13 protein-coding genes are annotated in these 15,143 nt (G+C 72.3%); 3 read left to right on the top strand and 10 right to left on the bottom strand.

Features of this window, described 5'->3' with window-relative positions; translation table 11 throughout:
* Positions 1-4: 4 nt before the first annotated feature.
* Positions 5-538: a 5-(carboxyamino)imidazole ribonucleotide mutase gene (purE, locus tag ACFWJB_RS18145; protein ID WP_386923268.1), complete on the bottom strand. Its 534-nt coding sequence runs from the start codon at positions 536-538 to the stop codon at positions 5-7.
* Positions 535-1,674, bottom strand: a complete 1,140-nt coding sequence (locus ACFWJB_RS18140; protein ID WP_385458939.1) for a 5-(carboxyamino)imidazole ribonucleotide synthase — start codon at positions 1,672-1,674, stop codon at positions 535-537. The genes purE and ACFWJB_RS18140 overlap by 4 nt, the downstream gene beginning before the upstream one ends.
* Positions 1,675-1,836: 162 nt before the next feature.
* Between ACFWJB_RS18140 and ACFWJB_RS18135 the strand changes: the two genes are divergently transcribed.
* Positions 1,837-2,406, top strand: coding sequence for a GtrA family protein (locus tag ACFWJB_RS18135; RefSeq protein WP_385458941.1), 570 nt, complete (start codon positions 1,837-1,839; stop codon positions 2,404-2,406).
* A gap of 6 nt (positions 2,407-2,412) precedes the next feature.
* On the opposite strand, the gene draK is transcribed toward ACFWJB_RS18135, so the two are convergent.
* Both draK and ACFWJB_RS18125 read right to left on the bottom strand, forming a co-directional pair.
* Positions 2,413-3,684: a two-component system sensor histidine kinase DraK gene (gene draK, locus ACFWJB_RS18130; protein WP_385458943.1), complete on the bottom strand. Its 1,272-nt coding sequence runs from the start codon at positions 3,682-3,684 to the stop codon at positions 2,413-2,415.
* 35 nt (positions 3,685-3,719) lie between these two features.
* Positions 3,720-4,397, bottom strand: a complete 678-nt coding sequence (locus ACFWJB_RS18125; RefSeq protein ID WP_077798502.1) for a response regulator transcription factor — start codon at positions 4,395-4,397, stop codon at positions 3,720-3,722.
* 549 nt (positions 4,398-4,946) lie between these two features.
* Between ACFWJB_RS18125 and ACFWJB_RS18120 the strand changes: the two genes are divergently transcribed.
* On the top strand, positions 4,947-6,443 hold the full coding sequence (locus tag ACFWJB_RS18120; RefSeq protein ID WP_385458946.1) for an MFS transporter: 1,497 nt from the start codon (positions 4,947-4,949) through the stop codon (positions 6,441-6,443).
* A 681-nt stretch (positions 6,444-7,124) separates the two neighbouring features.
* Here the strand turns inward: ACFWJB_RS18120 and ACFWJB_RS18115 are convergent.
* The gene (locus ACFWJB_RS18115) at positions 7,125-7,694 is read right to left on the bottom strand and encodes an ATP-binding protein (protein ID WP_385458948.1); all 570 of its coding nucleotides are present in this window, start codon (positions 7,692-7,694) and stop codon (positions 7,125-7,127) included.
* 195 nt (positions 7,695-7,889) lie between these two features.
* The gene (locus ACFWJB_RS18110) at positions 7,890-8,267 is read right to left on the bottom strand and encodes an STAS domain-containing protein (protein WP_385458949.1); all 378 of its coding nucleotides are present in this window, start codon (positions 8,265-8,267) and stop codon (positions 7,890-7,892) included.
* A gap of 249 nt (positions 8,268-8,516) precedes the next feature.
* On the opposite strand from ACFWJB_RS18110, the gene ACFWJB_RS18105 reads away from it, so the two are divergent.
* Positions 8,517-9,431 carry an RNA polymerase sigma factor SigF gene (locus tag ACFWJB_RS18105; protein WP_385458951.1) on the top strand — a complete coding sequence of 305 codons (915 nt, stop codon included), beginning with the start codon at positions 8,517-8,519 and terminating at the stop codon, positions 9,429-9,431.
* A gap of 111 nt (positions 9,432-9,542) precedes the next feature.
* Here the strand turns inward: ACFWJB_RS18105 and hutI are convergent, their stop codons facing one another.
* The 4 genes from hutI to hutU are packed head-to-tail and all read right to left on the bottom strand — an operon-like array spanning position 9,543 to position 15,017.
* Positions 9,543-10,751 (bottom strand): imidazolonepropionase, encoded by a 1,209-nt coding sequence (hutI, locus tag ACFWJB_RS18100; protein ID WP_385458953.1) that lies wholly within the window; start codon positions 10,749-10,751, stop codon positions 9,543-9,545.
* 38 nt (positions 10,752-10,789) lie between these two features.
* The gene (locus ACFWJB_RS18095; protein ID WP_386923263.1) at positions 10,790-12,133 is read right to left on the bottom strand and encodes a formimidoylglutamate deiminase; all 1,344 of its coding nucleotides are present in this window, start codon (positions 12,131-12,133) and stop codon (positions 10,790-10,792) included.
* Positions 12,130-13,347, bottom strand: a complete 1,218-nt coding sequence (locus ACFWJB_RS18090) for an allantoate amidohydrolase (RefSeq protein WP_386923261.1) — start codon at positions 13,345-13,347, stop codon at positions 12,130-12,132. Before ACFWJB_RS18090 ends, ACFWJB_RS18095 begins: the two co-directional genes overlap by 4 nt.
* Complete coding sequence (gene hutU, locus ACFWJB_RS18085; protein WP_386923259.1) at positions 13,344-15,017, bottom strand: urocanate hydratase; 1,674 nt, start codon at positions 15,015-15,017, stop codon at positions 13,344-13,346. Before hutU ends, ACFWJB_RS18090 begins: the two co-directional genes overlap by 4 nt.
* Between the last annotated feature and the right edge of the window lie 126 nt (positions 15,018-15,143).

Raw genomic sequence — 15,143 nt, 5'->3', positions numbered from 1 at the left:
CGCGTCACTTCCCGAAGCCGAAGGCGGCCGCCGAGCCCGCGACCTTGTTGCGCAGGCGCTTGCCCTTCTCGGTCGCCTGGTCGTTGAGGTCCTGCTGGAACTCGCGCATCCGGGCGAGCAGCTCCTCGTCGTGGGCGGCGAGGATGCGGGCGGCCAGGAGGCCGGCGTTGCGGGCGCCGCCGACGGAGACGGTGGCGACGGGGACGCCGGCCGGCATCTGCACGATGGACATCAGGCTGTCCATGCCGTCCAGGTACTTCAGCGGCACGGGGACGCCGATGACCGGCAGCGGGGTGACCGAGGCGAGCATGCCGGGCAGGTGGGCGGCGCCGCCCGCGCCCGCGATGATCGCCTTGAGCCCGCGGCCGGCGGCCTGCTCGCCGTACGCGATCATCTCGCGCGGCATGCGGTGCGCGGAGACGACGTCGACCTCGTAGGGGATCTCGAACTCGTCGAGCGCCTTGGCGGCGCCCTCCATGACGGGCCAGTCGGAGTCCGACCCCATGACGATGCCCACGACCGGGCTGACCGGGCTCATTCGGTGATCGTCCCTCTCAGGTAGCCGGCAGCGTGACGGGCGCGCTCCAGCACGTCGTCCAGGTCGTCGCCGTAGGTGTTGACGTGGCCGACCTTGCGGCCGGGCTTCACGTCCTTGCCGTACATGTGGATCTTGAGCTGGGGGTCGCGGGCCATGCAGTGCAGGTACGCGGAGTACATGTCCGGGTAGTCGCCGCCGAGGACGTTGACCATGACCGTCCACGGTGCGCGCGGGCGGGGGTCGCCCAGCGGCAGGTCGAGGACGGCGCGGACGTGGTTGGCGAACTGCGAGGTGATCGCGCCGTCCATCGTCCAGTGTCCGGAGTTGTGCGGGCGCATCGCGAGCTCGTTGACGAGGATGCGGCCGTCGCGGGTCTGGAACAGCTCGACGGCGAGGTGGCCGACGACGCCGAGTTCCTTGGCGATGGCGAGGGCCATCTCCTCGGCCCGCAGCGCCAGGTCCCGGTCCAGGTCGGGGGCGGGCGCGATCACCGTGTCGCACACGCCGTTCACCTGCTGGGACTCGACGACGGGGTAGGCCACCGCCTGGCCGTGCGGGGAGCGGACGACGTTGGCGGCCAGCTCGCGGACGAAGTCGACCTTCTCCTCCGCCAGCACGGGCACGCCGGCGCGGAAGGGCTCGGCGGCCTCCTCGGCGGAGTCGACGACCCACACGCCCTTGCCGTCGTAGCCGCCGCGGACCGTCTTGAGGACGACCGGGAACCCGTCGCCCTCCGCCGCGAAGGCGGCCACGTCGGCCGGATCGCTCACGATCCGGTGCCGCGGACAGGGCACACCGATCGCGTCGAGCTTGGCGCGCATCACCCCCTTGTCCTGGGCGTGGACCAGCGCGTCGGGCCCGGGGCGCACGGGGATGCCGTCCGCCTCCAGAGCCCGTAGGTGCTCGGTCGGTACGTGTTCGTGATCGAACGTGATCACGTCGCACCCCTTCGCGAACGCGCGCAGCGTGTCGAGGTCGCGATAGTCGCCGACGACGACATCGCTGACGACCTGCGCCGCGGAATCCTGCGGGGTGTCACTGAGGAGCTTGAACCTGATGCCCAACGGGATGCCCGACTCGTGTGTCATACGAGCGAGCTGGCCTCCGCCGACCATGCCGACTACCGGGAACGTCACGCCCCTAGCGTATCGGCCGCTCGGGGCCCACCGGATTCCCGGCCGTTTCCCGGCCCTCCCCCGGCCCTCTCGCCGTGCGATACCGGCTCCCGCAGGAAGATCGCGTGCCCGGCTGGTTAGCATGACTGGATCGACACCGACCGGACGGGGGCCTGCACGACCATGGGACATGGTTCCTCGGGTGCCCCCGCGGCGCCCCCGGTGCCCGGGGCGCCCCGCGGCGGCCTGCGGAACCGGCTCGACCGGCTGGTCCGCGAGGCCCTGAAGTTCGGGGCGGTGGGCGGCGCGGGCGTGCTGGTCAACCTGCTCGTCTTCAACCTGGTCCGGCACGTGACCGACCTCCAGGTCGTGCGGGCGAGCATCGTCGCCACCGTCGTCGCGATCGTCTTCAACTACCTGGGCTTCCGCTACTTCACCTACCGGGACCGCGACAAGAGCGGCCGCACCCGCGAGATGTCGCTGTTCCTGCTGTTCAGCGCGGTCGGCCTGGTGATCGAGAACGGTGTGCTCTTCACGGCGACGTACGGCTTCGGCTGGGACAGCCCGCTGCAGAGCAACATCTTCAAGTTCCTCGGCATCGGCCTCGGCACGCTGTTCCGCTTCTGGTCGTACCGCAGCTGGGTCTTCCGCACGCTGCCCGCCTCCGGGCACGCGACGCGGGAGGGCTCCTTCGGGGAGCCCGGACACCCGGCGGCGGTCCGCGAGACCGACGGCGCCCCGGCCCGCCGCTGACGGCGCCTAGCGCACCGTCACGCCCTCGTCCGGCGACGACTTCTTCGGCGGCGTCCGCGACAGGAACAGGCCGAAGACCGGGGGCCTGGACTGGAGGAGCTCCAGGCGGCCGCCGTCCGCCTCGGCCAGGTCCCGGGCGACGGCCAGGCCGATGCCCGTCGAGTTGCGCCCGCTGATCGTGCGCTCGAAGATCCGCGCCCCCAGGTCGGCCGGGACGCCCGGTCCCTCGTCGGTGACCTCGACGACCGCCTGGTTGCCCGTGACCCGGGTGCGCAGGGCCACCGTGCCGCCGCCGTGCATCAGGGAGTTCTCGATCAGCGCGGCCAGCACCTGCGCCACCGCGCCCGGCGTGCCCACGGCCGTCAGGTGCCGCTTGCCGGAGCTGACGATCGCCCGCCCGGAGCTGCGGTAGGCGGGGCGCCACTCGGCGATCTGCTGCTGGATGACGTCGTCCAGTTCGAAGGTGACGGCGGAGCCGCTGCGCGGGTCGCGGGAGTTCGTCAGCAGCCGGTCCACGACGTCCGTCAGCCGCTCCACCTGCGACAGCGCGATCGTCGCCTCCTCCTTCACCGTCTCCGGCTCGTCGGTGAGGGTGATCTCCTCCAGCCGCATCGACAGCGCCGTCAGCGGCGTGCGGAGCTGGTGGGAGGCGTCGGCGGCCAGGCGGCGTTCGGCGGTCAGCATCCGGGCGATGCGCTCGGCGGAGGAGTCCAGCACGTCCGCGACCCGGTCCAGCTCGGGGACGCCGTAGCGCTTGTGCCGGGGGCGCGGATCGCCGGAGCCGAGGCGCTCGGCGGTCTCGGCGAGGTCGGTGAGCGGGGACGCGAGGCGGTTGGCCTGGCGGATCGCCAGCAGCACCGCGGCGATCACCGCGAGCAGCGCCACCAGGCCGATGATGAGCAGGGTCCGGCCGACCTCCCGGGTCACCGAGGAGCGCGGGTCCTCCACGAGGACCGTCTCGCCCTCCTCGCCGGTGGCCTTGCCGCGGATGACGTCGCCCTCCGGCTTGCTGCCGACCTCGATGACCGGCCTGCCGGGGATGCGGATCACGGCGTACCGGGCGTCGGCGACCTGCTCGCGCAGGAAGCCCGCGTCCACGGACCCGGTGCCGAGCAGCCGGCTGTCCACGATGCTGGCCAGCCGCACCGCCTCCAGGTCCACGCGTTCCTGGGCGGTGCTGCTGATCGTCCGGGCCTCGACGATGACCAGGGAGACGCCGAAGACGGCGATCACGACGAGCACCACGGCGAGCGTGGACTGGATCAGTCGGCGGCGCATGTTCCCCTACGTACCCGCGTACGGCCCCGGAGGGCTCAGTTCTTCTCGAAACGGAAACCCACGCCCCGCACGGTGGCGATGTAGCGGGGGTTGGCCGCGTCGTCGCCCAGCTTCTTGCGCAGCCAGGAGATGTGCATGTCGAGGGTCTTCGTCGACGACCACCAGGTGGTGTCCCAGACCTCGCGCATGAGCTGGTCGCGGGTGACGACCCGGCCGGCGTCGCGCACCAGCACCCGCAGCAGGTCGAACTCCTTGGCGGTGAGCTGGAGCTCCTCGTCGCCCATCCAGGCGCGGTGCGACTCGACGTCGATGCGCACGCCGTGCGTGGCGGGCGGCTGCTGGGGCTCGGCGGCGCCGCGCCGCAGCAGGGCGCGGACCCGGGCGAGCAGCTCGGCCAGCCGGAAGGGCTTGGTGACGTAGTCGTCCGCCCCGGCGTCCAGGCCGACGACGGTGTCCACCTCGTCGGCGCGGGCGGTCAGGATCAGGATCGGCACGGCGTGCCCTTCCGAGCGCAGCCGGCGAGCGACCTCCAGTCCGTCCATGCCGGGCAGCCCGAGGTCCAGCACCACCAGGTCGATGCCGCCCTGCATCCCGGCGTCGAGCGCGGTGGGGCCGTCCTCACGCACCTCGACCTCGTACCCTTCGCGGCGCAGTGCGCGGGCCAGCGGCTCCGAGATGGACGCGTCGTCCTCGGCGAGCAGTACACGGGTCATGAGCTGATGGTAGTCCGCTCGGAGCAACGCCCGGGGTGTGATCGTCGCGAGGGACTCTTACCTCCGGACATGCCGGACACATGCGGAATCCGGCGCCGGGCACGGCCCGCGCGGCCCTCGCCGCCGCCCCGGTGGCGGGCCTGCGGCTGTGGGGTGCCATCCTGGGATGGACCTTCGAATGACCGTTCCCGGTTCCGTCGAAACCTGTGATTCGCGTCTCAAGTCCTTCCATACCGGGCGGTGTCCTGCCGTATGGTGAATCAGCGCCTGTAGCACCCGGACGACCTTTGGCGACAGTTCGACGCTGAAGGTCTCTTTCGCGTGCGGGCCGGTTCGTGACCGGCCTTGAAAGGAATGACCTGTGGCCGGGCCTCATCGCGTGCAGAGAAGCGCGCGGAGGCGTGGATCCCGGTGGTCGCCGTCCATCGCTCCGTGATCCGGAGCGGAATCCCTCAGGCGTGGGGTCGGACGGTTGAGCCCGCCGGTGCCGGCTGCCCCCCACCGGGCGCGCATCGCCTCATGAGCGCGTCCCGACAGCAAGGAACGACCATGGCGTCCAGCCTGACGAAGGACTCGGTCCGCCCGGGTACCCCCGGTTCCGAGAAGACCTTCTTCGGCCACCCCCGCGGACTGGCCACTCTCTTCATGACCGAGATGTGGGAGCGATTCTCCTACTACGGCATGAGGGCTCTGCTCCCGCTGTACCTCGTCGCTCCTGGCGGCCTCGGGCTCAGCGCCGGCAGTGCGACCGCGATCTACTCGGTGTACCTGTCCCTGGTGTACCTGCTCACGATGCCGGGCGGCTGGTTCGGCGACCGCGTCTGGGGCCCCCGCAAGACCGTCGCCATCGCCGGCGGCGTCATCATGCTCGGCCACCTCACGCTGGCGCTGCCCTCCTCCGGCACGTTCTACGCGGGCCTCGGCCTGGTCGCCATCGGTTCGGGTCTGCTGAAGGCCAACATCTCGACGATGGTCGGCCAGCTCTACGACGGCCCGGACGACCCGCGTCGCGACGGTGGCTTCACCGTCTTCTACATGGGCATCAACCTGGGTGCCTTCGTGGCGCCGCTGACGATCGGCACCATCGGTGAGAACGTCAACTGGCACCTGGGCTTCGCGCTCGCCGCGGTCGGCATGGCGCTCGGTGTGGTCCAGTTCCTGATCGGCAGCCGCCACCTCGACCCCCACTCGAGCGTCGTCCCGAAGCCGCTGTCGGTGGAGGAGAAGACCTCCACTCTGCGCAAGGCCGCGTTCTGGGCCGCGATCGCCGTCGTGTTCTACGCGATCGTCGGCTTCTCCGGTCACTACACGCTGAACTGGATCCTGGTCCCGCTGACCCTGCTCGGCGTGATCATCCCGATCCTGGTGCTGACCCGCATCAAGCGCGACCGGTCGCTGGACCGTGCCGAGCAGTCGAAGATGTCCGCGTACATCTGGTTCTTCGTCGCCGCGGCCGTGTTCTGGATGATCTACGACCAGGGCGGCTCGACGCTGTCGATCTTCGCCGACTCCTCCGCCGAGAACAGCGTCCTCGGCTGGGAGTTCCCGGTCTCCTGGTACCAGTCGGTCAACCCGGTCATCATCATGGCCCTGGCCCCGGTCTTCGCTTCCCTCTGGCTGGCGCTGGCCCGCCGCGGCAAGGAGCCGAGCACGATCGTGAAGTTCTCGTTCGGCCTGGTCCTGGTCGGCGCGTCCTTCTTCCTCTTCCTCGCCCCGCTGGCGATCGCGGACGGCGGTCACAAGGCGGCCGCGATGTGGCTGGTGGCGATCTACTTCGTCCAGACCTGCGGTGAGCTGCTGCTCTCCCCGGTCGGCCTGTCGGTCACCACGAAGATGGCGCCGGTGAAGTACGCCTCGCAGATGATGGGCGTCTGGTTCCTGGCCGTCACCGCGGGTGACGCCACGACCGGCCTGCTCTCCATCGCCGGTGTCGACCTGAACAAGACGGGCATCGTCGCCCTGGAGGCCACGCTCGCCGTGGTCGCCGGTGCCGCGGTGTGGATGTACCGCAAGCGCGTCAAGGAACTCATGGGCGACGTCCGCTGAGGCCTGCCGGCCGGACCTCGCTTCCGGAGGGCCACCGCATCCAGTCGTGATGCGGTGGCCCTCCGGGCGTTTTCCGGGGGGTGCGCGGTCCGGGCCACGACGGCAGGCGGGCGGCGGCGAGGGCGTGCGTACGGGGCGAGGAGAGCGGCGGCGGGACACGCCAGGCCACCGAGAGGGCCGCTGAGCGGGCGCGTGCGAGGTCGGGGCGCACCTGGTGGGGCTCTCGGGCCCCGTGGCGCGGCCCGGGAGCAGGCGGAGCGCTCGACGTGGCACCGCCGCGATCGGAGGCGGTTCGCCGTGACCGACGACGCCGATGACGGATGGACGCGCGCTGCCCACGCGGACGCGGTCGGTCGCCGGGGCTGGTGAGCCGGGGGCGGACAGGCGCGCGCTGCCCACGCGGGCGTGAGCGGTCGCCGGGGCTGATGAGCCGGGGGCGGACAGGCACGCGCTGCCCACGCGGGCGTGAGCGGTCGCCGGGGCTGATGAGCCGGGGGCGGACAGGCGCGCGCTGCCCACGCGGGCGTGAGCGGTCGCCGAGGCTGATGAGCCGGGGGCGCGAGGCGCGCCTGGGCGATCGGTTGGGGGTGGTGGGGCTGCGGCGCCGGTGACGGAGTGCGTGCCGGTGTGGCCGTGAGCGGTCGCCGGGACGGGGGACGCCGGCGACACCTGGGGCGAAAGTTACGCCGGGGCGCCCAGTTCCGCCCAGACCCGCTTGCCCGCGACGCCCGGGGTCCGTACGACGCCCCAGTCCAGGCACAGGCGCTGCACGATGAACATGCCGTGGCCGCCGGGGCGGCCCGCGCGGTGCGGGGTGCGGGGTGCGGGCTGGCCCGCGCCGCGGTCGGAGACCTCCAGCCGGATCACCTTCTTGTCGCAGGTGATCCGCAGCTCGTCCGGCCCCTCCGCATGCAGGCACGCGTTGGTGACCAGCTCGGAGACGACGAGCAGCACGTCCTCCGCGGCGGCACGCTGGTCGGCGGTGGCGGAGGGCAGCCAGCCCCACGCGTACAACGCCTCGCGGGTGAAGTCACGGGCGAGCGGAACGACGCCGCTCTGATCGTCGAAGCTCAGCGTGCGGACCTGCGGGCCGGCCACGGCCGCCGCCGCGGACGCGGGCACGCCGACGGGAGCGGGCGTGCCGCCTGCCCCGGGCTCTTCGGACCCGGGTGCGTCCCCCTCGGACGCCCCGGAAGCGCCGCTGGGCTCCGGACCGCGGTCGCCCGGCGAGTAGGGCCGGGTGGTGCTCATCAGCGCTTCACCTCACCGATTCACCAGTTCACGTTTCAAAGTCGTACACAGTCACAGTCGAAGTCACGGTCAGGATGTCTCCTGCCCGACCGGACCGCCGGAACACCCCTGTAGTCGCCACGAATCACGGGACGGGGCAAAAACGCCGGCCTCGAAGGCCGCACGAGACCCGCCGCGGTGACCGCGGACCACGGCTCAGCCTGACTCGTCCGACAGGGCCGCCTCGAGCGTGTCGTGGAGGGTGAAGACCGCTTCGGCCCCCGTGATCTCGAACACGCGCGCCACCACCGGCTGCATGGCCACAAGATGTACGCCACCCCCCGCGGCCTCCGCCTTCAACCGCGCGCCCAGCAGGACGTTGAGTCCCGTGGAGTCGCAGAACTCCAGGCGCGAGCAGTCGACGACGAGCCGGTTGAATCCCTTGTCGAGGCACTCGTCCAGCGGCTCGCGCAACAGCTCGGCGGTGTGGTGATCCAGCTCACCCGCCGGGGTCACGACGGCACTGGGGCCTTCCTCGCGCACCTCGACCAGAAGCCGGCCCGACTGTGCGCTGCCGACCGTCCCGCGGTCCATGCCGTCTCTTCTCCCGACGTCGTGACTCCTTGCTGACGCTCTCGAACACTACGCCTTCCCGCGGCACTCCGACACCCGAACAAGTGCACACAAACGGACATACCCACACAGAACACACTTGCGGTGGGCTCGGTAAACCCGGTAGGCCTAGTAGGAACACACCCGACACGGCCGGCTTTGGAGGCGCCGCACACCGCAGTGCACGCAATTGGCATCGGCAGCCGTATGCCGAGAACGATGGAGGACATCATGTCACCCCGGCTCGACGGATCGCGTACCCAGGAAGCGACGTCGACACTCCCTCCGGAACATCTGGATCCCATCGAGCATCATGACGCTCCCGTCGGCGACGACGGCACACTCGCCGGGCTTCCGGACATCCCCGCCTACGACGAGGTGACTCCGGCAGACGCCCGGGCCCTGTCGAAGACCCTCTTCGAGCGGCTGGAGTCGCTGGAGGAAGGCACCTGCGACTACTCCTACGTGCGCAACACGCTCGTCGAGCTCAACCTCGCGCTGGTCAAGTTCGCCGCCTCCCGCTTCCGCTCCCGCAGCGAGCCGATGGAGGACATCGTCCAGGTCGGCACGATCGGCCTGATCAAGGCGATCGACCGCTTCGAGATGTCGCGCGGCGTCGAGTTCCCCACGTTCGCGATGCCGACCATCATCGGCGAGATCAAGCGCTTCTTCCGCGACACCTCGTGGTCCGTGCGCGTCCCGCGCCGGCTGCAGGAGCTGCGGCTCGACCTGGCCAAGGCCGGCGACGAGCTGGCCCAGCGCCTCGACCGCGCCCCGACCGTGGCCGAACTGGCCGAGCACCTCGGCCTGTCCAGGGACGAGGTCGTCGAGGGCATGGCCGCCTCGAACGCCTACACCGCATCCTCGCTGGACGCCCAGCCGGAGGAGGACGACGCGGAGGGCGCGCTCGCCGACCGCATCGGGTACGAGGACCACGGCCTCGAGGGCATCGAGTACGTGGAGTCGCTGAAGCCGCTGATCGCCGAACTCCGGCCCCGTGACCGGAAGATCCTGTCCCTGCGTTTCGTCGCGGGCATGACCCAGTCGGAGATCGGCGAGGAGCTCGGCATCTCCCAGATGCACGTGTCCCGGCTGCTGTCGCGGACGCTGGTACGGCTGCGCAAGGGACTCACGGCCGAGGACTGATCCTCGCCGGGTGACGCTTGTCCTCCAGAGGGACGGTCCGGGCCGGGCCGTCCCTCTTCGGGTTCCGTGCCCGGCGCCCCTCCCCCGGCCCTGACGGCGCCGCGCCGGGCGTCACACCACGCGTACGCCGCGCCGCCACACGGCGTCGACCAGCGGCACGCCGGGCCGGTAGGCCAGGTGCACGTGGCTCGGCGCGTCCAGGAGGCTCAGGTCGGCGTAGGCGCCCGGGGCGATGCGGCCGACGTCGTCGCGGCGCAGGGCCGCCGCACCGCCCGCGGTGGCCGACCAGACCGCCTCGTCCGGTGTCATCCCCATGTCCCGCACCGCGAGGGCGATGCAGAAGGGGACGGAGGACGTGAAGGACGAGCCGGGGTTGCAGTCGGTGGAGAGGGCGACCGTGACACCGGCGTCGAGGAGGCGGCGGGCGTCCGGCCACTCGGCGCGGGTGGAGAACTCGGCGCCGGGCAGCAGGGTGGCGACCGTGTCGCTGTGGGCGAGGGCGTCCACGTCGGCGTCGGTGAGGTGGGTGCAGTGGTCGGCGCTGGCCGCGTCCAGCTCGACGGCAAGCTGGACGCCGGGGCCGTAGGAGAGCTGGTTGGCGTGGACGCGCGGGTGCAGGCCCCTGGCCCGGCCGGCGGTGAGGATCGCGCGGGCCTGGTCGCCGTCGAAGGCGCCCTTCTCGCAGAACACGTCGACCCAGCGGGCGTGCGGGGCGCAGGCGTCGAGCATCTCGCCGGTGACCAGGGCGACGTACGCGGCCGGGTCGTCGGCGAGTTCGGGGGCGACGACGTGGGCGCCGAGGAAGGTGACCTCGTCGGTGTGCCGGGCGGCGATGCGCAGGGCGCGGGACTCGTCGGCGGTGGTCAGGCCGTAGCCGGACTTGGTCTCGAAGGTCGTCGTGCCCTGGCGCAGGGCCTCCGCGAGGTGGCGGACGAGCCCCGCCTCCAGTTCCTCGTCGCTCGCGGCGCGGGTGGCGGCGACGGTGGTGCGGATGCCGCCGGCGCTGTAGGGGCGGCCGGACATGCGGGCGTTGAACTCCTCGGTGCGGTCGCCCGCGAAGAGGAGGTGGGAGTGGGAGTCGACGAAGCCGGGGAGGACGGCCCGGCCGCCGGCGTCGACGCGGTCGTCGGCGGCGGGCGCTCTGCTCGCTTCACCGGCCCACGCGATGCGGTCGCCGTCGATGACGACGGCCGCGTCCCGGACCAGTCCGAGGGGGGATCCTCCCCCACTCTCGAACTTGCTCGAGCGGGGGGACCCCCGTCCGAGCGAGGGGTCGTTGGTGACCAGCGTGGCGATGTTGGTGATGACGGTGCTGCTCATGGTGTCCGTGACGTCCTCGTGGGGGCGGGGTCGGGTGGTCAGGCGCGCAGGGCCTCGACGGCCCGCGCGAGGGCCTGCGGCACGTCGGGGACCAGGGTGTGGGCCCCGTCGCGTACGACGTGCCGCCCGCCCACGACCGTGTGCCGCACGTCCGCCGCCGTCGCCGCGAACACGGCCGTCTCGGCGCCGAGCCTGGGCAGCGGCCCCGCCGTCCTGACCGAGTCCAGCGCGATCGTCGTGAGGTCGGCGCGGGCCCCGGCGTCGATGCGGCCGGTGTCGTCCCAGCCGAGGGCGGCGTGCCCGTCCTCGGTGGCGGCGCGCAGCAGGGCGGCGGCCGTCCAGTGGCCGCGGGTGCGGGTGCGCAGCCGCTCGTTCAGCTCCATCGCGCGGGCCTCCTCCAGCAGGTCGACGACGGCGTGGCTGTCGGAGCCGAGGGAGAGGGGCGAGCCCGCCCGCTGGAGGGCGGGCGCGGGTCCGATGCCGTCGGCGAGGTCCCGTTCGGTGGTCGGGCACATGCAGGTGCCGGTGCGGCTGCCGCCGAGCAGGGCGATGTCCTCGTCGGTGAGGTGGGTGTTGTGGACGCCGGTGGTACGGGGTCCGAGCACGCCGTGGTCGGCGAGGAGACGGGCCGGGGTGCACCCGTGGGCCCGCAGGCACGCCTCGTTCTCGGCGGTCTGCTCGGACAGGTGGACGTGCAGCGGCGCCCCCCGTTCCTCCGCCCAGCGCGCCACCGTGGCCAACTGGGCGGCGGGTACGGCCCGTACGGAGTGGATCGCCGCCCCGATCCGCGCGTGGTCCCGGTCCCGGAGAGCCGAACAGCGTTCCGCCCAGGCGTCCGCCGTCCCGTCGGAGAAGCGGAGCTGGTGGGTGTTCGGGGGCTCGCCGAAGCCGGCGGAGAGGTAGCAGGTGTCGAGGAGGGTGATGCGGATGCCGGCTGCGGCCGCGGCCTCGATCAGGGCCTCGCCCATCGCGTTGGGGTCGGCGTAGGGGGTGCCTGCGGGGGCGTGGTGGACGTAGTGGAACTCGCCGACGGTGGTGATGCCGGCCAGGGCCATCTCGGCGTACACCGCGCGGGCGAGGTCGTGGTACGCCTCGGGGGTCAGCCGGTCGGCGACGGAGTACATGACCTCGCGCCAGGTCCAGAAGGTGCCGGAGCCGACCTGGACGGTGCCGCGCAGGGCGCGGTGGAAGGCGTGGCTGTGGGCGTTCGCGAGCCCCGGCAGGGTCAGGCCGCGCAGGATCTCGGCGCCGGGCGGCGGGGCGGGGGCGCCGGTGCGGACGGCGGCGATGCGGCCGTCCCGTACGTCCACGGCGACGCCCGGCTCGACGTGGGTGCCGAGCCAGGCGTGCTCCAGCCAGTACGTCCGCGGGGTGGGAGTCACGTGCGGGCCAGCCCTTCCAGTACGTCGGCGAGTGCGTTCACCCCGGCCACGCAGTCGTCCTCGGCGGCGGATTCGGCCGGGGAGTGCGAGACACCGGTGGGGTTGCGTACGAACAGCATGGCGGTCGGGACGCGCCCGGAGAGGATTCCGGCGTCGTGTCCGGCTCCGGTGCCGAGGACCGGGATCTCCGCTTCGGCGCCGCTGCCCAGGATGCGGGCGAGTTCGTCGCGCAGGGCGTGGTCGAACTCCACGACGGGCGTGAAGGACTCGCGGACGACGTCGAGGTCGACGCCGTGGGCGGCGGCGTGCGCGCGGGCGGCCCGCTCGACGCCGGTGACCACGGTGTCCAGGGTCGCCTGGTCGGCGGCGCGGGAGTCGAGCCAGCCGCGGACGAGGGAGGGGATGGCGTTGACGCCGTTCGGCTCGACGGAGATCTTGCCGAAGGTGGCGACGGCACCGGCGAGTTCGGCCTCACGGCGGGCGGCGAGGACGGTCTCCGCGTAGCCGAGCATGGGGTCGCGCCGGTCGGCGAGCCGGGTGGTGCCGGCGTGGTTGGCCTCGCCGCGGAAGTCGAACCGCCAGCGGCCGTGCGGCCAGATGGCGCTGGCGACGCCGATCGGGTCGCCGGACAGGTCGAGGGCGCGGCCCTGCTCGACGTGGAGTTCGACGAAGGCGCCGATGCGGCCGAGCCGTTCGGGGTCGGGGCCGATGGCGTCCGGGTCGTGTCCGGCGGCCTCCATGGCCCGCGGCAGCGTGACGCCGTCGGCGTCGGTCAGGCGGTGGGCCTGCTCGACGGTGAGGGCACCGGAGGTCAGCCGGGAGCCGACGCAGGCGAGGCCGAAGCGGGCGCCCTCCTCGTCGCCGAAGTTGACGATGCCCAGCGGCCTGGTGATCCGCGCTCCCCTGCGGCGCAGTTCGTCCAGGGCCGCGAAGGCGGAGACCACCCCGAGCGGGCCGTCGAAGGCGCCGCCGTCGGGCACGGAGTCCAGGTGGGAGCCGGTGACGACGGCGTTCCCGGCGGCCGGGTCGCCGAGCCAGGCCCACTGGTTGCCGTTGCGGTCCAGCTCGTACGTCAGCCCGCGCGCCTCGGCCTGTTCCCGGAACCAGGCCCGGCAGTCGGCGTCGGCGCCGGTCCAGGCGAAGCGGCGGTAGCCGCCGGAGGCGGAGCTGCGGCCGACCGGCAGCAGCTCCGCCCACATGCTGTGGAAGCTCACGCGGCGCCGTCCTCGTCGCCTTCGCGCATCGGCACCCGCACGCCGCGCTCCGCGGCGACCGACTCCGCGATGTCGTACCCGGCGTCGACGTGCCGGATGACGCCCATGCCGGGGTCGTTGGTGAGGACCCGGCGGATCTTCTCGCCGGCGAGGGCGGTGCCGTCGGCGACCGTGACCTGCCCGGCGTGGATCGAGCGGCCCATGCCGACGCCGCCGCCGTGGTGGAGGGAGACCCAGGAGGCGCCGGAGGCCACGTTGACCATGGCGTTGAGCAGCGGCCAGTCGGCGATGGCGTCGGAGCCGTCGAGCATGGCCTCGGTCTCGCGGTAGGGGGAGGCGACGGAGCCGCAGTCCAGGTGGTCGCGGCCGATGACGATCGGCGCGGCCAGCTCGCCGCTCGCGACCATGTCGTTGAACCGCTCGCCGGCCTTGTCGCGCTCGCCGTAGCCGAGCCAGCAGATGCGGGCGGGCAGGCCCTGGAAGTGGACCCGTTCGCCGGCCATCTTGATCCATCGGGCCAGGGACTCGTTCTCGGGGAAGAGCTCGAGGATCGCCTTGTCGGTCCTCGCGATGTCGGCGGGGTCGCCGGACAGGGCGGCCCAGCGGAAGGGGCCCTTGCCCTCGCAGAAGAGGGGGCGGATGTAGGCGGGGACGAAGCCGGGGAAGGCGAAGGCCCGGTCGTATCCGGCGAGCTGGGCCTCGCCGCGGATGGAGTTGCCGTAGTCGAAGACCTCGGCGCCGGCGTCCTGGAAGCCGACCATGGCCTCGACGTGCCGGGCCATGGACTCGCGGGCGCGGGTGGTGAAGCCCGCCGGGTCCTTGGCGGCGGCGTCGGCCATGTCCTCGAAGGCGATGCCGACGGGGAGGTAGGCCAGCGGGTCGTGGGCCGAGGTCTGGTCGGTCACGATGTCGATGGGGGCGCCCATGGCGAGGAGCTGCGGCACCAGCTCGGCGGCGTTGCCGAGGACGCCGATGGACAGCGGCTTGCGCTGGTCACGGGCCTCGGTGGCCAGCTGGAGGGCGTGGTCGAGGGAGTCGGCCCGCACGTCGAGGTAGCGGTGCTCGATACGGCGGTCGATGGCGCGGGGGTCGCAGTCGACGCAGATCGCGACGCCGTCGTTCATGGTGACCGCGAGGGGCTGGGCGCCGCCCATGCCGCCGAGGCCGGCGGTGAGGGTGATGGTCCCGGCGAGGGTGCCGTTGAACTTCTTGGCGGCGACGGCGGCGAAGGTCTCGTAGGTGCCCTGGAGGATGCCCTGGGTGCCGATGTAGATCCAGGAGCCGGCCGTCATCTGCCCGTACATGGTCAGGCCGAGGGCCTCCAGGCGGCGGAACTCCTCCCAGTTGGCCCAGTCGCCGACGAGGTTGGAGTTGGCGATGAGGACACGCGGGGCCCACTCGTGGGTCTGCATGACGCCGACCGGCCGGCCCGACTGGACGAGCATCGTCTCGTCCTGCTTGAGGGTCTCGAGGGTGCGGACCATGGCGTCGAAGGAGCGCCAGTCGCGGGCCGCCTTGCCGGTGCCGCCGTAGACGACGAGCTTGTCGGGGTGCTCGGCGACCTCGGGGTCGAGGTTGTTCTGCAGCATCCGCAGGGCGGCCTCCTGCTGCCAGCCCAGGGCGCTCGGCTGTGTACCGCGTGGCGCTCGGACGGGGCGGGGTCCGGACATGGTCTGCCTCCTGGTGGCTTGCTCCCGGCGGATTGTTACTGCGGATATTCATATCCTCGCTTCGTGAATAGAACTAGTCAATACGTCCGTGTCCCGGCGCGGCCGCGTCGCGGATGTTTGGCTGGA

Origin of the sequence: Streptomyces sp. NPDC127100 (genome assembly GCF_042724095.1) — a bacterium.
GTDB lineage: Bacteria > Actinomycetota > Actinomycetes > Streptomycetales > Streptomycetaceae > Streptomyces.
The sequence above is the reverse complement of the archived record's forward strand: the minus strand, read 5'-3'. Positions and strand labels throughout refer to the sequence as shown.